The organism is Serratia sp. FGI94 (assembly GCF_000330865.1).
Lineage (GTDB): Bacteria > Pseudomonadota > Gammaproteobacteria > Enterobacterales > Enterobacteriaceae > Serratia_B > Serratia_B rubidaea.
In genome coordinates this window covers 349,270-370,349 of record NC_020064.1, presented here as the reverse complement: position 1 = coordinate 370,349, position 21,080 = coordinate 349,270, and the positions used below count along the sequence as shown (strand labels likewise).

The following is a 21,080-nucleotide window of genomic DNA, read 5'->3' as shown; positions in this document are numbered from 1 at the left end:
CTTTTCCTTATTTGCTTGTTGTTTGTAACTAAGAACCTGTCGGCTCTAAAATGTACGACCTAAAAAAATTTGCGCGCTGAATACTCATCAATTGTACACAATCACTCAGCCTATGCACTAACAACCTGTGTCACCGACGCCAAAGCCTCTCCCGGCTTTTCGCTGTCCAGCCAGCGGACTGACTCCCAGCCCCGTAACCAGGTCATCTGGCGTTTGGCCAACTGACGCGTTGCGCAAATACCACGATAAACCATCTCATCGTAACTAATTTCGCCAGACAGATATGACCACATCTGGCGGTAACCGACACAGCGAATGGAGGGCAAATCCGTATGCAAATCACCCCGCGCGAAAAGTGCGCGCGCTTCCGTCTCAAAACCTGCCGCCAACATTTGATGGAACCGCAGCTCAATGCGTTGATGCAACAACTCACGGCTGTTCGGCGCTATCGCAAATTGGTGAACATGATACGGCAACGATTCACCCGAAATTTTAGTCAGTTCCGTTAAAGTTTTACCCGAAATAAAAAAAACTTCCAGTGCTCTGGTCAGTCTCTGTGGATCATTCGGATGAATTCTTAACGCCGCTACCGGATCTATCTGCTGCAACTGCTGGTGCAGCGCCTCCCAGCCCTGCTCCGCGGCCTGCTGCTCAATGCGCTCGCGCACCGCCGCATCGGCTGACGGCAGCGGGGAAAGTCCCTCCAGCAACGCCTTGAAATACAGCATGGTGCCGCCCACCAGCAGCGGGATGCGCCCGGCGGCGGTAATCTCGGCCATCTCTTGCAGCGCGTCGGCGCGGAAGTCTGCGGCGGAATAAGCCTCGGCGGGATCGCGAATGTCGATCAGCCGGTGCGGCGCCTGCGCCAGCTCTTCGGCGCTCGGCTTGGCGGTACCGATATCCATCCCGCGGTAAATCAGCGCCGAATCGACGCTGATCAGCTCCACCGGCAGCTGCTCGCGCAGCGCCATCGCCAGTGCGGTCTTGCCCGACGCCGTCGGCCCCATAATAAAAATCGCCGGAGGACGCGGCGTTATTGCTGTTTCAGTCATGTGTAAGGGCTGCCAGTGCAGCCTGTAAATCAACGGGTTGTAAAAGACCGCTCGGTGGTGCTTTGACCAGCTGCGGGCAAAGTCGTTCAACGTCGGTCAGTAATTGTATCGCTTGCGAGGCGTTCCACTGCTCATGCTCGCTGCCAAGATGGCGGGCGAACCAGGTGGCCAGCACGTCAGGCGACATCGCTTTAGGGTCGGCCAGATAGCCTAACAGTTCCGGAATCAACTTTTGTAAATTTTGTTGGCGTAACGGTAAAGGCACCGCGCGCAGGGTCACACGGCCGTGATCGACCTGCAGTTCCATCCCCATTTTCACCAGCAGCGCCTGATGCGTCGTACAGGCGGCAACCTCCGCTTTCTCCAGCGTCAGTTTTACCGGGATCAGCAGCGGCTGCGGGCGCAGTCCCTCTTCCGGCGGCGTCAGCTGCGCCTGGCGCAGCCAGCGTTCAGCCACCGGCAGATTCAGCAGCGACAGACGCTGCTGCTGTTCCACCAGCGCGTAGCACGGCGGATACACCATCAACACCCGGCCGAAGCCGTGCTGACTGCCCGCCAGCGCCGGTTCCTGCGGCGTTGGCGTCGTCTTGGCCGGTGGGAACAGCGGCGGTTTCTCGGCGGCGGCCGGCGCAGCCTCAGGCGTTGCCTGCATCAGGCGTCCGTACAGCTCGCCTTCACGCTTCTGATAACCCGCCCCGCCGTGATAGCTCTGCGGCGCCCGCTCGCGCACCGGCGCGGCGGGCGACGTTTCACGCCGCGGCGCGCTCTCCGCCGCCGGCTGGGAAAAGTGATTGCCGCCGGCGGCCACGCGGTTTTCCGGCTGCCAGGCCGGCGCCGGTTCCTGCTGTGTCTCTTCCGTCAACGGCAGCGACGTCTGCCCCACCTGCTGCAGCACCGTGGTCACCGCCTGATAGATAAAATCATGCACCAGACGCGCCTGATGGAAACGCACCTCATGCTTGGCGGGGTGTACGTTAACATCCACCTGATGTGGATCGACCTCCAGATACAGTACGTAAGCCGGCTGTTGTTCATCCTGCAGCTGATCCTGATACGCCTGGCGGATCGCGTGGTTGATCAGCCGGTCGCGCATCATCCGGCTATTGACGTAGCAGTACTGCATATCGCCAAGCGCCCGCGCGCCGGCCGGATCCGCCACCCAGCCGCGGATGGTTAAATCGCCGTGCTGCCAGGAAACCGCCAGCGCATGTTGTAAAAACGCCGGGCCGCAGATGCTGGCCAGGCGACGCTCATACTGGCTCTCTTCCTTCGCCGCACGGTACTGACGCACCAGCTTGCCGTTGTGGCTGAGGGTGATCGCCACGTCGAAGCGCGCCAGCGCAATGCGCCGCACCACTTCGTCGATATGGCCGAATTCGGTTTTTTCGGTGCGCATAAATTTGCGCCGCGCTGGCGTGTTGTAAAACAGGTCCAGCACCTCCAGCGTACTGCCTACCGGATGCGCCGCCGGCTTGACCGTCACCGCCTGCTCACGCCCTTCGGCGTAAGCCTGCCAGGCCTCCTGCTGCTGAGCGGTGCGCGAGGTCAGCGTCAAGCGCGATACCGAACTGATGCTGGCCAGCGCCTCACCGCGAAAGCCGAGGCTGATAATCGCTTCCAGATCGTCAAGCGTGGTGATTTTACTGGTAGCGTGCCGCGCCAGCGCCAGCGCCAGCTCCTCTTTACCGATGCCGCAGCCGTTATCGCGAATGCGGATCAGCTTGGCGCCGCCGCGTTCAATCTCGATATCGATGCGCGTGGCGCCGGCATCCAGACTGTTCTCCACCAGCTCCTTCACCACCGACGCAGGACGCTCAACCACTTCCCCGGCGGCGATCTGGTTGGCGAGCTGCGGCGGTAACACCTGGATTGACATGCGGGTTCCCCTTGATGGTTCAGGTATGCGGAATGGTCAGCGTCCGATCCAGCGGCGCGACGTCCGACTTCAAACGATTGGCGCTTTTCAGAGCGGTGACGCTAACGCCATAGTGCGCGGCAATCGACGACAGCGTATCGCCGCGCACCACCTTATGGCGCGACGTCTTGCTGACGCCGGCGGTTTTCGCGCTGCCTTGGACACCGGCGGCGGCCCCCGCCGCCGGTACTTTCAGGCGCTGTCCGACCCATACGCCGTCTTTCTTCAAGTGATTAAGGTTATGCAGCGCCGTCATGCTGGTGCCGTAACGGCGGGCAATCGCAGAGAGCGTTTCCCCTCTGCGCACAACGTGAGTCTGCGTTTTACCCCGGTAACTGCTGCTGACGTCTGGTGAAGCCGTATTAACCGCCGCTGCGACGTCCAGCGGTCGGTTTTCCACCTTTGGGTCGGCTTGCAGCGGATGCGACAGGAAGTAGCTGCGCAGGCCGCGATGAATCGCCTTGGCAATCTTCTCCTGATAGTCGCTACTGCCCAGCAGTCGCTCCTCCGAAGGGTTACTGATAAAGCCGGTTTCCACCAGCAGGGAAGGAATATCCGGCGAACGCAGCACGCCGAGGCTGGCCGGCTGCGGACGACTCTTGTGCAACACGCCGATGGTGCGCATTTCACTCAGCACCTTCACCGCCACGTCATACCCCACGCGCTGCGAATGGCCGAACTGCAGGTCCAGCACCGCCTGGCTGAGATACGGATCCGCCTGGTTGCTGGCCAGCAGATCGCCCGCGCCGCCCAGCAGCTCGGACTGTTTCTCATGCTGTTCCAGCCAGTTGGCCATTTCACTGTTGGCGCGGCGGTTGTTCAGCACCCACACCGAGGCGCCCGTCGCGCTGCGGTTCGGCGCCGAATCCGCATGGATCGACACCAGCACGTTGGCCCCCTGCTTACGCGCCACTTCCGAGCGGCCCATTACCGACACAAAGTAGTCGCCGGTGCGCGTCAACACCGGTTTGAACATCGGGTCGTTATCCAGCAGCGCCTCCAGGCGGCGGGCAACGGCGATGGTCACGTTCTTTTCACGCAGCCCGTTCTGTCCCAGCGCGCCGGGATCCTGACCGCCGTGACCGGCGTCAATCGCCACGACCACGCGGTTGCCCGAGCCGGCGGACACCCGACTGCTGCGCGGCGTTTCCGCCGTCGCGGTGCCGGACACCACGGTCGGTTTTTCCTTGAACGGATTGCTGCCGGATGAGCTGGACGGCGCCGCGCGGCGCACCGGCTCTTCTGTTTTCGTCACCACCGGCTTGCTGACCAGTGGCTTACTGGCCGCAGGTGCCGGTGCCTGGCGTACAACGTTGTTATTACCGCCGCTGGCGGTAATGGTGAACACCACGGTATACACGTTGCCATTCTGCCGCGTGACGGCGCGGGTTTTTGCACGCTGCGTCAGCTCAAACACCAAACGCACGCTCTGTGCATCTTTCGGCGCGCTGGAACGGATGCGTTTCACCAGATTCTGACCGCTGAAGTTCAGCGGCAGACCGCTGACTTTGCCGCTCTGGTTCACGTCCAGCACCACGCGCTCCGGCCCGTGCAGCGGGAAGAACGCATAGGCCGGCGGGCCGTTAAAGCTGACCGCGACGGTCGCTTCCCGCTGGGCGTTGGTGACTTTGATATCCGCCAGCGACGATGACGCCGCCAGCGCCAGCGACGGGCCGAACAGCCCCATCACGACGATCAGCGTCATGCCCAGGAATTTCTTTAGTCCATACATCATGTTGGCGTCATCCCTGTTACCTGTGGATTCGGTCGATGAGTTGGCTGCCGTAATCGGACAGCGCGTCCAGACGCGCTTCCCGGCCTTGATCCTGGTAGCTCAGATGCAGCGCCAGATCCGGCGCCGGCAATACGCCGGCCCCCTGCTGCGGCCACTCCACCAGGCAAATGGCATTCTGCGCAAAGTAGTCGCGAATGCCCATAAATTCGAGTTCTTCGGGGTCGGCCAGCCGGTACAAATCAAAGTGATAGACCGACAGCGGCTCCAGCGCATAAGGCTCCACCAGCGTATAGGTTGGGCTTTTCACATTGCCCTGATGGCCCAGCGCCTGCAGGAAACCACGGCTGAAGGTCGTTTTACCGGCGCCCAAATCACCATAGAGATAAATGACGCTGGCCCGATCGCACGCCTGCGCCAACGCGGCCCCCAATTCAACCGTCGCTGCCTCATCCGGCAGAGGTAATACGAGTTCTTTCATTCGATAATATCTATTTTGCCAACTGAGGATTAACGTAATAAGGGATCGCCGGCAGTAAGTCGGTCGCCAGCAACCCTCTGGTTCCTTGTTTTTCCGCCACGCTATCCGCGGCGACGCCGTGGACCACGCAACCGGCGCAGGCGGCATCATACAGCGAGAGCTTTTGCGCCAGCAATCCGCCGATAATGCCCGCCAGCACGTCGCCCATGCCGCCGGACGCCATGCCGGGGTTGCCGACGTCGGCAATCGCCATCGCGCCGTGCTCATCGGCGATCAGCGTTCCCGCGCCTTTCAGCACCGCAACGCCGCCATAGTCCGCCGCCAGACGGCGCACGGCAAGTAAGCGATCACTTTCAATTTCGGCGGTGCTGCAGCCCAAGAGCCGCGCCGCTTCGCCGGGATGCGGCGTAATAACACGATTCTGACGCTTCTCGGGATTTAATGCCAGCAGGTTAAGCGCATCGGCATCCCATAACGTTGGTTTATCGCTGGATTGCAGAACTTTCAGCGCATTCCGACCCCACGCCTCCTGTCCAAGGCCCGGGCCAATCACCATGACATCGGCCCACGCCAACGCCCGCTGCAGGGCCTCGTCATCCAGCGCCTGCACCATCAGTTCGGGGCGCGCCGTCAGCAGCGGCGCCACATGATCAATGTGAGTAAGCACTCGCACCAATCCTGCACCGCTGCGCAGCGCCGCTTCGGCGGCCATACGTATCGCGCCGCCCAAGCCGCGATCGCCGCCGACCAACAGCAAGCGTCCATGTTCGCCTTTGTGCGAACACGGGCGCCGCGGCGGCAGCCATCCTGCCAGATCGGCAGCGCTAACGCGCTGAATCTGCACCGGTTGCTGCGCCAGCCATTCAGATAATCCTAGCGTACTATAATGAAGTTGCCCGACCCAATCGCGCGCCTGGCCGGTCAGCAGGCCCGGCTTCAGCCCGATAAAGGTGATGGTGTGCGCGGCACGAATCGCCGCACCGGGAACGGCACCGCTGGCCGCCAGCAGCCCGGAGGGAATATCCAACGCCACAATCGGCAGCCCGCTGCCCAGCAGGCCGTCGATAATCAGGTCGATATCCACCGGCCAGCGGCTGTCTTCCGCCAGCTCCGTACCGCCGGCATCCAGCCAGGCCTGACGCGCCATCGCCGCCTCAGCCGGCAAGGGACGCGAACCTGCGCCGGCGATCAGCGTCACCCGCACGCCGGCCTCCGTGGCCAGCCGCGCGACCACGTAACCATCGCCGCCGTTATTGCCACGCCCGCACAGCACCAGCCAGTGGCGCGCGGCCGGATAGCAAACGCCGGCCAGACGGTAAGCCGCAGCGCCTGCACGCAGCATCAGTTCGTACAGCGAAATACCGGCGGCGGCGGCCGCTAACGGCTCCGCCTGTCTGATCCAGTCCGCAGGCCAGACAGAGTGTGGTAAACTGACAGCGTATTGTTTCTCACTATGGCCCGTCATGACACACCCTCTCGATCTCCATCAACTCGCCCAACATATCAAGCAATGGGGGCAATCGCTAGGCTTCCAGCAGGTTGGCATTTGCGATACCGATCTCAGCGCTGAAGAGCCAAAACTGCAGGCGTGGCTTGATAAACAGTACCACGGAGAAATGGAGTGGATGGCGCGCCACGGCATGCTGCGCGCCCGGCCGCATGAGCTGCTGCCCGGCACCCTGCGGGTGATCAGCGTACGTATGAACTACCTGCCGGCCAAGGCGGCATTCGCCAGCACGCTGAACAACCCACAGCTCGGCTATGTCAGCCGCTATGCGCTGGGGCGTGACTACCACAAGCTGCTGCGCCAGCGCCTGAAAAAGCTCGGCGAACAGATCCAGCAGTATTGCGGCGAACTGAATTTCCGGCCGTTTGTCGACTCGGCGCCGATTATGGAACGCCCGTTAGCCGCCAAGGCCGGGATTGGCTGGGTTGGTAAACACTCACTGATTCTGAATCGGGAAGCCGGCTCGTGGTTTTTCCTCGGCGAACTGCTGATCGATTTGCCCCTGCCGGTCGACCAGCCGCAGGAGGAGCAGTGTGGCCGCTGCGTGGCCTGCATCACCACCTGTCCGACCGGCGCCATCGTAGAGCCGTATACCGTTGACGCCCGCCGCTGCATCTCTTATCTGACCATTGAGCTGGAAGGGGCGATCCCCGAAGAGTTTCGTCCGCTGATGGGCAACCGTATCTACGGCTGCGACGACTGCCAACTGATTTGCCCATGGAACCGTTTCTCACAGCTGACCGACGAAGCGGACTTCAGCCCGCGCGCGGCGCTGCATGCGCCGCAGCTGATCGATCTGTTCGCCTGGAGCGAGGAAAAATTTCTGCGCATCACCGAAGGGTCGGCGATTCGCCGCATCGGCCATCTGCGCTGGCTGCGTAATATTGCCGTCGCACTTGGCAACGCGCCGTATCAGGAAGAGGTCGTCACCGCCCTGCGCACCCGGCTGGGGCAAAGCGAACTGCTGGATGAACATATCGAGTGGGCGCTGCAGCAACAGCTGGCCCGCCGCGCCGAACACCGCGTTGAGGTGCAGAGCCCGCAGAAAAAACGATTAATACGCGCGGTAGAAAAGGGATTACCGAGGGACGCCTGATGCCAATGGCAGACCTATCATCCACCCCGCCATGTAGCCTGTGGACTTGTGCATAAAAATAAAAACCCTTTGTCTTTCAAACGTCACAAAAAGAGCAAGTGATCGGGGTAACGTTTTGGAATAAATAAATATCTTTAAAAATCAAAAAGATAAATATTTCATTCTGATAACGTTGTTTTTTTGTCCGCGAGGTATTACCCGAGCAGCCTGTGGATAACTCTGTTTACAAGATTTTTCGTATGAATAATACAGAAGAGACTCGCTCGCATCGCTGAGGGCGATGTGGTGACGTTTAAAGGGGGAGAAAATTGGAGCGGGAAACGAGGCTCGAACTCGCGACCTCAACCTTGGCAAGGTTGCGCTCTACCAACTGAGCTATTCCCGCACACAAGAGATGCTTCGCAGCATCCGGCCAAAAATGAAGATGGCCTTTGAAATTTTGGAGCGGGAAACGAGGCTCGAACTCGCGACCTCAACCTTGGCAAGGTTGCGCTCTACCAACTGAGCTATTCCCGCGTCGCATGGTTACTACTGGTACTGCTTGTTACTCATCATGCCGCAAACTGCGACATTGCTGAATTTGGAGCGGGAAACGAGGCTCGAACTCGCGACCTCAACCTTGGCAAGGTTGCGCTCTACCAACTGAGCTATTCCCGCGTCGTATCGATAGCTGAACTTTTCGAAATTCTTCATCGGTACGGGGTGCGCATTATACGAGAATTCCTTTTTGCCGCAAGCCCCTAAACGCAAAAAATCGCTTTTTTTGTTTGATTGCTGCTTAATGCGCCAATATGGCGAATTAAGCGGCAAAGAGCGGCATTTTCTGAACGTCTAACGGCCCTTGCCGGCTTACAGCTGAATAAAATGCTCACGGTAATAGGCCAGTTCCGCCACCGATTCGCGGATATCGTCCAGCGCCTGATGGGTGCCCTGCTTTTTAAAACCGGCCAGAATTTCCGGCTTCCAGCGGCGTGCCAGCTCCTTCAGCGTGCTGACGTCCAGATAGCGGTAGTGGAAGTAGGCTTCCAGCAGCGGCATATAGCGGAACAGAAAACGCCGGTCCTGACCCACGCTGTTGCCGCAAATCGGCGATTTGCCCGCCGGCACCCACTGTTCAAGAAACGCGATGGTCGCCAGCTCCGCCGCCCGGTCGTCAATGCTGCTGGCCTTCACCCGCTCCACCAGCCCGCTGCCGGTGTGGGTGCGCACGTTCCAATCGTCCATTAATGCCAGCTGTTCATCTGACTGATGCACGGCGATCACCGGCCCTTCCGCCAGAATGTTCAGATTGGCGTCCGTCACCAGCGTGGCGATCTCGATAATACGGTCGCGCTCGGGATCCAGACCGGTCATCTCCAGATCGATCCAAATCAGGTTATTTTCGTTTGCGGTCATAATAGTTCCTGCCTGTAAGCCTCAAGACAACCCCGCGCCGGCCGGCGGCGGCAAATATTCCGCAACGGCGCGCGGCAGCCAACAACGGTTATTTAATATAAAATAGCGTGTATCATAGTCTTTTTAGTCGCAACGAGCGATAGAGCGATATAAAGCCGAAGAGTGAGGCGCAGTGAGCAAAAACAAACTGTCTAAAGGTCAACAACGCCGGGTGCAGGCAAACCATCAGCGCCGCCTGAAGCGCACTGATAACAAACCGGAACTGGACGATAGCCAATTGGGTGAACCGCAAGAGGGGATCGTCATCAGCCGCTTTGGCATGCACGCCGACGTTGAAGCAGCAGACGGTAGTCAGCATCGCTGCAATATTCGTCGCACCCTGCGGTCGCTGGTGACCGGCGACCGCGTGGTATGGCGCCCCGGCCTTGGCAACCATGAAGGGGTAAAAGGCATCGTCGAAGCCGTGCATGCGCGCAGCTCGGTGCTGACGCGGCCGGATTTCTACGACGGCGTCAAACCGATCGCCGCCAATATCGATCAGATCGTGATCGTGTCGGCGATCCTGCCGGAGCTGTCGCTGAACATTATCGATCGCTACCTGGTGGCCTGCGAAACGCTGGATGTCGAGCCGCTGATCGTGCTGAACAAAATCGATCTGCTGGACGCGGAAGCGCGCCAGCTGGTTGACGGCATGATGGATATTTACCGCCGCATCGGCTACCGGGTGCTGGAAGTGTCCAGCCGTACCCGCGAGGGCATGGCGGAGTTCGAACAGGCGCTGGCGGGACGCATCAGCATTTTTGCCGGGCAGTCCGGCGTCGGGAAATCCAGCCTGCTGAACGCCCTGCTGCCGCCGTCCGACGAACAGATTCTGGTGAATGACGTCTCCGACGTCTCCGGCCTCGGGCAGCACACCACCACCGCGGCGCGGTTGTACCACTTCCAGCACGGCGGTGATGTGATCGACTCGCCGGGGGTGCGCGAATTTGGCCTGTGGCACCTGGAGCCGGAACAAATCACCCAGGGCTTTGTCGAATTCCGCGATTACCTGGGCGGCTGCAAGTTCCGCGACTGCAAGCACGATAACGATCCCGGCTGCGCCATCCGCGCCGCGGTGGAGCGCGGCGATATCGCCGAAGAGCGCTTCGACAATTATCACCGCATTTTAGAAAGTATGGCGCAGGTCAAGGTTCGCAAGAACCTGCTGGACGCCAACGGTTAACACCCTCGGGCGAACGTTGACAGCGATCTGCGGGTCGTTACAATGCGCGCCTTTTACCCCCTTTTTAAGAGGTTAACGTGCTGGATAGCATCAAAATCAAATTACAATACTGGCTGCCGAAGTTGGCGCTGACCCGTCTGGCCGGCTGGGGCGCAGACAAAGAGGCCGGCTGGCTGACACAGCAGGTGGTAAAACTGTTCGCCCGCTATTACCGTGTGGATATGCAGGAAGCGCAGAACCCGGATTTGACCTCATACGCCACATTTAATGAATTCTTCGTACGTCCGCTGCGCGACGGCGCGCGTCCTGTCGTCAGCGACGCCAACGTGCTGGCGCTGCCGGCCGACGGCGCCATCAGCCAGCTTGGCCTGATCCGCGACGATCAGATCTTCCAGGCCAAGGGGCACCACTACAGCCTGGAGGCGCTGCTGGCCGGTAACTACCAGTTGGCGGACACCTTCCGCAACGGCCTGTTCGCCACCACTTACCTGGCGCCGCGCGACTATCACCGCGTGCATATGCCGTGTGACGGCGTGCTGCGCGAGATGATCTACGTGCCGGGCGACCTGTTCTCGGTCAACCCGCTGACCGCCGCCAACGTGCCTAACCTGTTCGCTCGTAATGAACGCGTGATCTGCGTCTTTGACACCGCATTCGGGCCGATGGTGCAAATCCTGGTCGGCGCCACCATCGTCGGCAGCATTGAAACCGTGTGGGCCGGCACCGTGACGCCGCCGCGCGAAGGCATCATCAAGCGTTGGACCTACCCGGCGGCCGGCGCAGACGAGGCGGTGACGCTGGCAAAAGGCGCAGAGATGGGCCGCTTTAAGCTGGGGTCGACGGTGATCAACCTGTTTACCGCCAACAGCGTGCATTTCGAACCGCGCCTGAACAACGGCACCGTGACCCGTATGGGTGAAGCCTTTGCCGAAGCGGCTACCGCACGCGACGCGGCAGAAGCGCCGCAAACCTAAAGGAATGATGTCGTGCGCCTGATTATCACCACGTTATTGCTCGGTTGTTTACTGGCTCAGCCGGCGCTGGCGGCGGCGCTGCCCAGCGAGTCGCAGCTCAAACAGGAGCTGAAACAGGCAGAAAGCAACAAAAACGCAGCCAATCAGGCGGAAACGGTTGAGGCGCTGCAAAGCGCCCTCAACCGGCTGGCCGAACGCACCGAATCCCTGACGCGTACGGAACAGTACCAGAAAGTGATCGACGACTTTCCCAAGATGGCGCAGCAGCTGCGCCGTCAGTTAGCGGTTGAAAGCGCCAAAATCCTGCCGAACGGCGATAATCTGCCCACCAGCGAGCTGGAACAGCAAATCCTGCAGACCAGCAGCCAGCTGTTGGAGCAGGCGCGTCTGATGCAGCAGGAACAGGACCGTTCGCGCGAAATCAGCGACTCGCTCGGCCAGTTGCCGCAGCAGCAGACCGAAGCCCGGCGCACGCTGACGGAAACCCAGCGCCGCCTGCAGGCGCTGCCGCCGAACCCGACCAAGCCGCAGGCGCTGGCGCAGCTTTATCTGCTGCAGACCGAAGCCGCCGCGCGCAAGGCCAAAGTCAACGAGCTGGATCTCGCCCAGCTGTCGGCGAATAACCGGCAGGAACTGGCGCGCATGCGCGCCGAAGTGTTTAAAAAGCGGCATGAAAAGCTGGATGTTCAGCTGCAGGCGCTGCGCAATAACCTGAATAACCAACGCCAGCGCGAAGCCGAGCTGGCGCTGAAAAAAACCGAACAGCTGGCCGAACAGAGCGGCGAACTGCCGAAAAGCATCAGCGAACAGCTGCAAATTAACCGCGAACTCTCCACCGCGCTGAATAATCAGGCGCAGCGTATGGATCTGATCTCTTCGCAGCAGCGCCAGGCCGCCTCGCAAACCCTGCAGGTGCGTCAGGCGATGAGCACCATCATCGAGCAGGCGCAATGGCTGGGCTCATCGCCGGTGCTGGGCGAAACGCTGCGCGCGCAGGTGTCGACGCTGCCGGAAATGCCCAAGCCGCAGCAGCTGGACAGCGATATGGCGCAGCTGCGCGTCCAGCGTCTGCAGTTTGAAAACCAGCTGGAAAAACTGCCGCAGCGCGCGCAAAGCATCAAGCAGGACGACGGCTCCGAGCTGACGCCGAGCCAGAAACAGATTATCGACGCGCAGCTGCGCACCCAGCGCGAACTGCTTAACTCCCTGTTGTCCGGCTGCGATACGCAAATTCTGGAGCTGACCAAGCTGAAAGTGGCCAACACGCAGCTGGTCGACGCACTCAATGAAATCAAAGACGCCACCCACCGTTATCTGTTCTGGGTGCCGGACGTCAGCCCGCTGACGCTTTCCTATCCGCTCAACGTGGCGCACGACCTGACCCGTCTGCTGTCGCTGGATACCCTGTCGCAGCTGAGCGGCGCCTTTGTGATGATGGTGACCAGCCGCAGCACGCTGGTGCCCATTTTCGGCGCCCTGCTGCTGGTGATATTCAGCATCAGCACCCGCAAGCACTACCACGCATTTCTGGAGCGTTCGAGCAGCAAGGTCGGCAAGGTCACTCAGGATCAGTTCTATCTGACCCTGCGCAACGTCTTCTGGTCAATTCTGGTGGCGCTGCCGTTGCCGGTGCTGTGGGCGGCACTGGGCTTCGGCCTGCAGAACGCCTGGCCTTATCCGGTCGCGGTGGCGATCGGCGACGGCGTGACCGCCACCCTGCCGATCCTGTGGGTCTGTATGATCAGCGCCACCTTCGCCCACCCGCGCGGCCTGTTTATCGTACACTTCGGCTGGCCGTCGCAGCAGGTTTCACGCGCCATGCGCTATTACAAGATGTCGATCTGGCTGATTGTGCCGCTGATTATGGCGCTGATCACCTTCGATAACCTCAACGACCGCGAGTTCTCCAATACCCTGGGACGCCTGTGCTTTATCCTGCTGTGCGTCGCCCTGCTGCTGGTGACCAGCAGCCTCAAGCGCGCCGGCATCCCACTCTATCTGGATAAGAAAGGCTCCGGCGATAACATGGTGAACACCGCGCTGTGGGGCGTACTGATGTCTGCGCCGCTGCTGGCGGCGTTGGCGTCCACTATCGGCTACCTCGCCACCGCCCAGGCGCTGTTGGCGCGGTTGGAAACCTCGGTCGCCATCTGGTTCTTCCTGCTGGTGGTCTACCACATTATCCGCCGCTGGATGCTGATTCAGCGCCGGCGCATCGCCTTCGACCGCGCCAAACAGCGGCGCGCCGAAATTCTGGCCCAGCGTGCGCGCGGCGAGGATGAAACCGGCAATACGCACGTCACCGGCAGTAATGAAGGCAGTATCGATATCGATGAGACCGAGATCGATCTGGATGCGATCAGCGCCCAGTCGCTGCGGCTGGTGCGTTCGATCCTGACAATGATCGCACTGGTGTCGGTGATCTTCCTGTGGTCGGAGATCCACTCCGCCTTCGCCTTCCTGGAAAATATCTCACTGTGGAATGTGACCTCCACCAGCAACGGCGTGGACAGCGTCCAGTCGATCACCCTCGGCGCGGTGCTGATCGCGGTGCTGGTGATCATGGTGACCACCCAGTTGGTGCGCAACCTGCCCGCGCTGCTGGAACTGGCGGTACTGCAGCACCTGGATCTGTCCCCCGGCACCGGCTACGCCATTACCACCATCACCAAATATCTGCTGCTGCTGATCGGCGCCATCCTCAGCTTCTCCTGGATCGGGATCGAATGGTCGAAACTGCAGTGGGTGGTCACCGCGCTGACCTTCGGCCTCGGCTTCGGTATGCAGGAGATCTTCTCCAACTTTATCTCCGGCCTGATCATTTTGTTTGAAAAACCGATCCGCATCGGCGATACCGTCACGATCCGCAACCTGACCGGCAGCGTCACCAAGATCAACACCCGCGCCACCACGATTTCCGACTGGGACCGTAAAGAGATCATCGTGCCGAACAAGGCGTTTATCACCGAACAGTTCGTCAACTGGTCGCTGTCCGACGCCATCACCCGTGTGGTGCTGACCGTGCCGGCGCCGGCGGAGGCCAACAGCGAGGAGGTGACCAAAATCCTCACCGACGCCGCCCGTCGCTGTTCGCTGGTGCTGGATACCCCGCCGCCGGAGGTCTACCTGGTGGATCTGCAGCAGGGTATTCAGATCTTCGAACTGCGTATCTACGCCGCCGAAATGGGCCACCGTATGCCGCTGCGCCATGAGATGCACCAGCTGATCCTGGCCGGCTACCGTGAACACGGCATTACCCTGCCTTACCCGCCGTTCCAGGTGCGCACCGACACCCTGTCGCGCATCACCAATCACGACGGCCGCGCGGTCTCCTCCACGCCGGCGCCGAGCACCAAGCGCGATTCCGGCGGGCTGTAAGCATAAAAAAAGGCCGACATCATCGATGTCGGCCTTTTTATTGGCTGGCGGCTGCCCGTCAGGCGCGCGTCACCGGGAAGGCAATCACGTCGCTCAGGCTTTCCGCCCCCAGCGCCAGCATCACCAGACGATCCACCCCCAGCGCTACGCCGGCGCACTCCGGCATACCGTGGCTCAATGCCTCCAGCAGGTGATAGTCGATCGGCTGCTGCGGCAGGCCGCGGGCGGCGCGCTTGCGGTTATCCTGCTCAAAACGCTGACGCTGTTCACTGCTGTCGGTCAGCTCGCGGAAGCCGTTCGCCAGTTCAATGCCCTTAAAATACACTTCGAAACGCTCCGCCACGCGGTGATCCTCGGTGCTGATCTCCGCCAGCGCCGCCTGCGACGCCGGGAAATGGTAGACGAACGCCGGCTTCTCACGGCCGATGTGCGGCTCGACGCCGAAGGTGAACAGCATCTGCAGCAGCGTATCGCGATCCTCTTCCGTCTCGGCAATATTGCTCAGATCCAGCTTGGCGGCGGCTTCACGCAGCTGCGCCTTATCCGCCGACAGCGGGTCGATCTCCAGATGACGCTGGAACGCCTGCTGATAGGAGAGCGTTTCCGCACTGTCACAGTCCAGCACCTGCTGTAATAAGTCATCCACTTCATTCATCAGCCGGTACATATCGTAATGCGGGCGGTACCATTCCAGCATGGTGAACTCAGGATTGTGGTGGCGTCCGGCTTCTTCATTACGGAAAGCGCGCCCCAACTGATAAATCGGGCCGCTGCCGGCCGCCAGCAGACGCTTCATGTGATATTCCGGACTGGTCATCATGTACAGCGTCATGCCATCCGCCGCGCCCGGGCCGACAAACTGCGTCTGGAACGGGACCAGATGGACATCGGTGACGGTTGCCTGGCTCATCGCCGGCGTCTCCACCTCTAATACGCCGCGATCGGCGAAAAAGCGCCGGATCTCAGCGAGAATCGCTGCGCGTTTCAACAAATTGGCGATAGGTGCACTTGGCTGCCAGCTTGCCGCTTCGCTCATGGTAATTACTCCGAAATCAAACAGGGCATGCAGTCTACTCGCATCCTGCCGGGCAAACAAATTCTTGCGCCGACCGGTCAGGTGCCGATTAAAAACATAAAAACGATAACGGCTATATAAACCGCTGCGAGTTAGACAAATAACAGTGAAATGCGAGCAAGGCGCCATTTTTATCGGTAATGGCTCCGGCATGCGCACTAATCGACAAAATAATCGATCACATCAAATTTCACCTACTCAACTTTGGGTATATTAAAACCCTATATTTGCCGGGTGTTATCTGTGCGTGGGGCTAACGCTATAAATTACCGGCGTTTAATTAGCATCCGAATTATTCCTGAATTTTAAGCCTTGAAAGTTAATCAGCCGTTCTGACAAGAATATTGGAGGAGTGCAGTGCAAACCTTTAACGCCGATCTCGCCATTATTGGCGCTGGGGGCGCGGGTTTACGTGCGGCGATCGCCGCCGCGGAAGCCAACCCCGCCTTAAAAATTGCCTTGGTGTCAAAAGTCTACCCCATGCGCAGCCACACGGTGGCCGCCGAGGGCGGTTCCGCCGCCGTCACCCAGGCGCACGACGCCTACGATTATCACTTCAACGATACCGTCGCCGGCGGCGACTGGCTGTGCGAACAGGACGTGGTGGATCACTTTGTGCACCAATGCCCGCGGGAAATGACCCAGTTGGAGCAATGGGGCTGTCCATGGAGCCGCAGGGAAGACGGTTCGGTCAACGTGCGCCGTTTTGGCGGCATGAAGATCGAACGCACCTGGTTCGCGGCCGATAAAACCGGCTTCCATATGCTGCACACCCTGTTCCAGACCTCGCTGAAATACCCGCAAATCCAGCGCTTTGATGAACATTTCGTCCTCGATATTCTGGTCGATGACGGCCAGGCGCGCGGCCTGGTCGCCATCAATATGATGGAAGGCACCCGGGTGCAGATCCGCGCCAACGCGGTGGTGATGGCCACCGGCGGCGCCGGCCGCGTTTACCGCTACAACACCAACGGCGGCATCGTGACCGGCGACGGCATGGGCATCGCCTTCCGCCACGGCGTGCCGCTGCGCGATATGGAGTTTGTGCAGTATCACCCCACCGGCCTGCCCGGCTCTGGCATCCTGATGACCGAAGGCTGCCGCGGCGAAGGCGGCATTCTGGTGAACAAAGACGGCTATCGCTATCTGCAGGATTACGGCATGGGGCCGGAGACGCCGCTCGGCGAGCCGAAGAACAAATATATGGAGCTGGGGCCGCGCGACAAAGTCTCCCAGGCCTTCTGGCACGAATGGCGCGCCGGCCGCACCATCGCTACGCCGCGCGGTGACGTGGTGTATCTGGATCTGCGCCACCTCGGCGAGAAGAAGCTGCTCGAACGTCTGCCGTTTATCTGCGAACTGGCCAAGGCCTACGTCGGCGTCGACCCGGTGAAAGAACCGATTCCGGTGCGCCCGACCGCGCACTACACCATGGGCGGCATTGAAACCGACCAGAATTGCGAAACCCGCATCAAGGGCCTGTATGCGGTGGGCGAATGCTCATCCGTCGGCCTGCACGGCGCCAACCGGCTCGGCTCTAACTCGCTGGCGGAACTGGTGGTGTTTGGCCGCGTGGCGGGCGAACACGCCGCGCAGCGCGCGCAGGAGAGCGCGCCGGCCAACGGCAGCGCGCTGGAGGCGCAAAGCCGCGACGTCGAGCAGCGCCTCCACGACCTGCTGGCACAGGAAGGCGACGAAAGCTGGTCGGCGATCCGCGACGAAATGGGCCTGTCGATGGAAGAAGGCTGCGGCATCTACCGGACGCCGGAGCTGATGCAGAAAACCATCGACAAGCTGGCGGAGCTGAAGGAGCGCGTGAAACGCGTCAGGATTGCCGACCGCTCCAGCGTATTCAACACCGACCTGTTGTACACCATCGAACTGCAGCACGGCCTGAACGTGGCGGAATGCATGGCGCACTCCGCCTTTAACCGCAAAGAGTCGCGCGGCGCCCACCAGCGGCTGGACGACGGCTGCACCGAGCGTGATGACGTCAACTTCCTTAAACATACGCTGGCGTTCCACAACGCCGACGGCGCACCGCGCCTGGAGTACAGCGATGTGAAAATTACCAAACTGCCGCCGGCCAAGCGCGTCTATGGCGCCGAGGCCGATGCGCAGGAGAAAAAGGAGAAGGAGCAGGCGAATGGCTGAGATGAAAACGCTGAAAATCGAGGTCATGCGTTATAACCCGGAAAGCGACGCCGCACCGCATTTCGCGACCTATAGCGTGCCTTATGACGAGCAGACCTCGCTGCTGGATGCGCTGGGCTATATCAAAGACCACCTGGCGCCGGACCTGTCCTACCGCTGGTCGTGCCGCATGGCGATCTGCGGTTCCTGCGGCATGATGGTCAACCGCGTGCCGAAGCTGGCGTGTAAAACCTTCCTGCGCGACTACGCCGACGGCATGAAGGTCGAGGCGCTGGGCAACTTCCCGATCGAGCGCGATCTGGTGGTCGATATGACCCACTTTATCGAAAGCCTGGAGGCCATCAAGCCGTATATCATCGGCAATGAGCGCAAACCGGAAGACGGTCCCAACGTGCAAACGCCGGCGCAGATGGCGAAGTACCACCAGTTCTCCGGCTGTATCAACTGCGGTTTGTGCTACGCCGCCTGCCCGCAGTTCGGCCTGAACCCTGAGTTTATCGGCCCGGCCGCCATTACCCTGGCGCACCGCTATAACCTCGACAACCGCGACCACGGCAAAAAGCAGCGTATGCCGCAGCTCAACGGTCAGAACGGCGTCTGGAGCTGCACCTTTGTCGGTTACTGCTCTGAAGTCTGTCCGAAACACGTCGACCCGGCCGCCGCGATTCAACAGGGCAAAGTTGAAAGCGCTACCGACTTTATGATCGCCATGCTGAAGCCGCAATAAGGGAGAGGAGAGTGCAATGACAACACAACGTAAGCCTTATGTGCGCGCCATGGCGCCCAACTGGTGGCAAAAACTGGGGTTCTACCGCTTCTATATGCTGCGTGAAGGCACCTCGGTGCCGGCGGTTTGGTTCAGCATCCTGATGATTTACGGCGTCTTTTCCCTGAAGGGTGGCGCGGAAAGCTGGGCAGGGTTCGTCGGTTTCCTGCAAAACCCGCTGGTGCTGCTGATTAATATCATCGCTCTGCTGGCGGCGCTGCTGCATACCAAAACCTGGTTCGATCTGGCGCCTAAGGCGGCCAATATCGTGGTCAACGGCGAAAAGATGGGCCCCGGCCCGATCGTCAAAGCCCTGTGGGCGGTGACCATTCTGCTCACGCTGGTCGTTCTCGCCGTCGCGCTACTGTAATTGGGAGGAAATATGATTAACCACGCACCTAAACGCTCCGACGAGCCGATTTTCTGGGGCCTGTTCGGCGCCGGCGGCATGTGGGGCGCCATCGTGGCCCCGGTGATCGTGCTGCTGCTGGGCATTTTGCTGCCGCTGGGGCTGTTTCCCGGTGAAGCGCTGGGCTATGAGCGCGTACTGGCGTTCTGCCAGAGCCTTGTCGGCCGTCTGTTCCTGCTGCTGATGATCATCTTGCCGCTGTGGTGTGGTCTGCACCGCATCCATCACGCGATGCACGACCTGAAAATCCACGTGCCGGCCGGCAAGTGGGTATTCTACGGCCTGGCGGCCATCCTCAGCGTCGTCACGCTGATCGGCGTCGTCACGCTGTAAACCCTCAACGGGCGGCCACGCTATCCGGCCGCCCTCTGCGTTTATCGCCTCAATGGCTGCTGAATTTCAGCCCCAGAATCCCGACAATAATCAGGCACAGGCTGAGGATGCGCATCAGGTTGGTCGACTCGCCCAGCAATATCATACCCATCACCGCCGCGCCCACCGCGCCGATGCCGGTCCATACCGCGTAGGCGGTGCCGGCCGGCAGCGTTTTCATCGCATTCGCCAGCAGCAGCATGCTGACCACCATCGCAACTATCGTAATAATGCTTGGCGTCAAACGGGTAAAACCGTGGGTATATTTCAGGCCTATCGCCCAGACAACTTCCAGTAAACCGGCAAAAACAAGAATGATCCACGCCATGAAACGGCTCCAGGATTAGGTGGGGTCGTCCCCGGACATCAGGAAGCGCAGGAAGGTCGTCCAACCTGGCAGGGTGAAGCAGGGATTATATAACCAAACTGGCGTCTGCGGAACATACCGCTGCCGCAGTATATACAGGGTATTCCACCGCCGGGGAACAGAGAACAACGCCCGTGATTGCTAATGGAATACCACAGACATTAGAGCATGACGCTATTGCGCGCTGCGTTGAATCGCCTCGCCGCCGGCCTGAACATCCTTACCGATGCCTTCGGTCGTATTACACGCGGTCAGCGAAAACAGGAACAGCATGGAGCACATCGCAAGGATACTTTTCTTCAGCATAAGACTTCCTTATTTATCAGTGATGAAAAGATACGGCTCTCTAAGCGTAGTCAATATTGGCGGGCGTTGCGCAAGTAAATGGGACTGGTTGTTACGGGAGGCGGCTTAGCTCGCACCGCGGGAGATCGCGCCGCCAAGATGCTGAACGTCCTGGCCAAAGCCGCGGAAGGTGTTGCAACCGCTGAGCGACAGCAGCAGCGTCAGGGAAATAACGGCCAACAGAGTTTTCTTCATCATGCAAATTCTGCCAACTATCAAGGGATTAAAATAAAACGGGGGAATCCGATGACTCCCCCGCTTTGATGCTTACTTAACGCGTGATACGTATTCGCCAGAGCGAGTGTCAACTTTGATCACTTCGCCAATCTGTACGAACAATGGCACTTTAACCACGGCGCCGGTAGACAGCGTGGCAGGTTTGCCGCCGGTGCCTGCGGTATCGCCTTTCAGGCCTGGATCGGTATCAACGATTTCCAGCTCAACGAAGTTCGGCGGGGTAACGGCGATAGGACGGCCGTCCCACAGGGTCACGATGCACTCTGCCTGATCCAGCAGCCACTTGGCGTTGTCGCCGATGGCTTTCTGATCCGCAGCCAGCTGCTCGAAGGTTTCGTTGTTCATGAAGTGGTAGAACTCACCGTCGTTGTACAGGTAAGTCAGGTTCATATCCATCACGTCCGCGCCTTCGGCCGAGTCGGTGGATTTGAAGGTTTTCTCTACGCGGGTGCCGGTCAGCAGACGACGCATTTTAACGCGTGCGAAAGCCTGGCCTTTACCTGGTTTCACGAATTCGCTGGATTCCACAGCGTAAGGTTCGCCCTCGATCATGATTTTAAGACCCGGACGGAAATCGTTGCTAGAATAAGTCGCCATAATGGC

The 21,080-nt window shown here is 60.0% G+C and carries 19 protein-coding genes and 3 tRNA genes; 8 read left to right on the top strand and 14 right to left on the bottom strand.

Annotated elements, in window-relative coordinates; all coding sequences use genetic code 11:
- Nucleotides 1-110: 110 nt before the first annotated feature.
- Genes miaA through nnr form a run of 5 tightly spaced genes read right to left on the bottom strand, consistent with a single transcriptional unit; the run spans nt 111 to nt 6,645 of the window.
- Nucleotides 111-1,052: a tRNA (adenosine(37)-N6)-dimethylallyltransferase MiaA gene (gene miaA, locus D781_RS01595; RefSeq protein WP_015344292.1), complete on the bottom strand. Its 942-nt coding sequence runs from the start codon at nt 1,050-1,052 to the stop codon at nt 111-113.
- Nucleotides 1,045-2,928 (bottom strand): DNA mismatch repair endonuclease MutL, encoded by a 1,884-nt coding sequence (gene mutL, locus D781_RS01590; protein WP_015344291.1) that lies wholly within the window; start codon nt 2,926-2,928, stop codon nt 1,045-1,047. Before mutL ends, miaA begins: the two co-directional genes overlap by 8 nt.
- A 19-nt stretch (nt 2,929-2,947) precedes the next feature.
- The gene (gene amiB / locus D781_RS01585; protein ID WP_015344290.1) at nt 2,948-4,702 is read right to left on the bottom strand and encodes an N-acetylmuramoyl-L-alanine amidase AmiB; all 1,755 of its coding nucleotides are present in this window, start codon (nt 4,700-4,702) and stop codon (nt 2,948-2,950) included.
- Between the two features lie 16 nt (nt 4,703-4,718).
- Nucleotides 4,719-5,180, bottom strand: a complete 462-nt coding sequence (gene tsaE / locus D781_RS01580; protein ID WP_015344289.1) for a tRNA (adenosine(37)-N6)-threonylcarbamoyltransferase complex ATPase subunit type 1 TsaE — start codon at nt 5,178-5,180, stop codon at nt 4,719-4,721.
- Nucleotides 5,181-5,190: 10 nt separating this feature from the next.
- The gene (gene nnr / locus D781_RS01575) at nt 5,191-6,645 is read right to left on the bottom strand and encodes a bifunctional ADP-dependent NAD(P)H-hydrate dehydratase/NAD(P)H-hydrate epimerase (protein ID WP_015344288.1); all 1,455 of its coding nucleotides are present in this window, start codon (nt 6,643-6,645) and stop codon (nt 5,191-5,193) included.
- Between nnr and queG the strand changes: the two genes are divergently transcribed.
- A complete protein-coding gene (gene queG, locus D781_RS01570; protein WP_015344287.1) occupies nt 6,644-7,783 on the top strand; it encodes a tRNA epoxyqueuosine(34) reductase QueG in 1,140 nt (379 codons plus the stop codon). The two genes, nnr and queG, sit on opposite strands and share 2 nt — an antisense overlap.
- Nucleotides 7,784-8,092: 309 nt before the next feature.
- On the opposite strand, the gene D781_RS01565 is transcribed toward queG, so the two are convergent.
- The 4 genes from D781_RS01565 to orn all read right to left on the bottom strand — a co-directional run bounded on the left by D781_RS01565 (nt 8,093) and on the right by orn (nt 9,178).
- Nucleotides 8,093-8,168 (bottom strand) — tRNA-Gly (locus tag D781_RS01565).
- A gap of 55 nt (nt 8,169-8,223) precedes the next feature.
- A tRNA-Gly gene (locus D781_RS01560) sits at nt 8,224-8,299 on the bottom strand.
- 65 nt (nt 8,300-8,364) lie between these two features.
- Nucleotides 8,365-8,440, bottom strand: a tRNA-Gly gene (locus D781_RS01555).
- Between the two features lie 192 nt (nt 8,441-8,632).
- Nucleotides 8,633-9,178, bottom strand: a complete 546-nt coding sequence (orn, locus tag D781_RS01550) for an oligoribonuclease (RefSeq protein ID WP_015344286.1) — start codon at nt 9,176-9,178, stop codon at nt 8,633-8,635.
- Nucleotides 9,179-9,350: 172 nt separating this feature from the next.
- Here orn and rsgA point away from each other — a divergent pair, with 172 nt between their 5' ends.
- The 3 genes from rsgA (at nt 9,351) to mscM (ending at nt 14,752) form a co-directional block, all read left to right on the top strand.
- On the top strand, nt 9,351-10,400 hold the full coding sequence (gene rsgA, locus D781_RS01545) for a small ribosomal subunit biogenesis GTPase RsgA (protein WP_015344285.1): 1,050 nt from the start codon (nt 9,351-9,353) through the stop codon (nt 10,398-10,400).
- Nucleotides 10,401-10,477: 77 nt separating this feature from the next.
- Nucleotides 10,478-11,374 (top strand): archaetidylserine decarboxylase, encoded by an 897-nt coding sequence (gene asd, locus D781_RS01540; protein ID WP_015344284.1) that lies wholly within the window; start codon nt 10,478-10,480, stop codon nt 11,372-11,374.
- 12 nt (nt 11,375-11,386) lie between these two features.
- A complete protein-coding gene (mscM, locus tag D781_RS01535) occupies nt 11,387-14,752 on the top strand; it encodes a miniconductance mechanosensitive channel MscM (RefSeq protein WP_015344283.1) in 3,366 nt (1,121 codons plus the stop codon).
- A gap of 58 nt (nt 14,753-14,810) precedes the next feature.
- On the opposite strand, the gene epmA is transcribed toward mscM, so the two are convergent.
- On the bottom strand, nt 14,811-15,788 hold the full coding sequence (gene epmA, locus D781_RS01530; protein WP_015344282.1) for an elongation factor P--(R)-beta-lysine ligase: 978 nt from the start codon (nt 15,786-15,788) through the stop codon (nt 14,811-14,813).
- Nucleotides 15,789-16,184: 396 nt separating this feature from the next.
- Here epmA and frdA point away from each other — a divergent pair, with 396 nt between their 5' ends.
- Genes frdA through frdD form a run of 4 tightly spaced genes read left to right on the top strand, consistent with a single transcriptional unit; the run spans nt 16,185 to nt 19,489 of the window.
- Nucleotides 16,185-17,981, top strand: coding sequence for a fumarate reductase (quinol) flavoprotein subunit (gene frdA, locus D781_RS01525; protein WP_015344281.1), 1,797 nt, complete (start codon nt 16,185-16,187; stop codon nt 17,979-17,981).
- Nucleotides 17,974-18,708 (top strand): succinate dehydrogenase/fumarate reductase iron-sulfur subunit, encoded by a 735-nt coding sequence (locus D781_RS01520; protein ID WP_015344280.1) that lies wholly within the window; start codon nt 17,974-17,976, stop codon nt 18,706-18,708. The genes frdA and D781_RS01520 overlap by 8 nt, the downstream gene beginning before the upstream one ends.
- Nucleotides 18,709-18,724: 16 nt before the next feature.
- Nucleotides 18,725-19,117: a fumarate reductase subunit FrdC gene (frdC, locus tag D781_RS01515; RefSeq protein WP_015344279.1), complete on the top strand. Its 393-nt coding sequence runs from the start codon at nt 18,725-18,727 to the stop codon at nt 19,115-19,117.
- Nucleotides 19,118-19,129: 12 nt separating this feature from the next.
- A complete protein-coding gene (gene frdD / locus D781_RS01510) occupies nt 19,130-19,489 on the top strand; it encodes a fumarate reductase subunit FrdD (RefSeq protein ID WP_015344278.1) in 360 nt (119 codons plus the stop codon).
- A 49-nt stretch (nt 19,490-19,538) separates the two neighbouring features.
- Here the strand turns inward: frdD and sugE are convergent, their stop codons facing one another.
- The 4 genes from sugE to efp form a co-directional block, all read right to left on the bottom strand.
- Nucleotides 19,539-19,856 carry a quaternary ammonium compound efflux SMR transporter SugE gene (gene sugE / locus D781_RS01505; RefSeq protein ID WP_015344277.1) on the bottom strand — a complete coding sequence of 106 codons (318 nt, stop codon included), beginning with the start codon at nt 19,854-19,856 and terminating at the stop codon, nt 19,539-19,541.
- Between the two features lie 213 nt (nt 19,857-20,069).
- The gene (locus D781_RS01500; RefSeq protein ID WP_015344276.1) at nt 20,070-20,201 is read right to left on the bottom strand and encodes an entericidin A/B family lipoprotein; all 132 of its coding nucleotides are present in this window, start codon (nt 20,199-20,201) and stop codon (nt 20,070-20,072) included.
- A 105-nt stretch (nt 20,202-20,306) separates the two neighbouring features.
- Nucleotides 20,307-20,438, bottom strand: a complete 132-nt coding sequence (locus D781_RS01495; protein WP_041411700.1) for an entericidin A/B family lipoprotein — start codon at nt 20,436-20,438, stop codon at nt 20,307-20,309.
- A 69-nt stretch (nt 20,439-20,507) separates the two neighbouring features.
- Nucleotides 20,508-21,074: an elongation factor P gene (gene efp, locus D781_RS01490; protein ID WP_015344275.1), complete on the bottom strand. Its 567-nt coding sequence runs from the start codon at nt 21,072-21,074 to the stop codon at nt 20,508-20,510.
- Nucleotides 21,075-21,080: the final 6 nt, after the last annotated feature.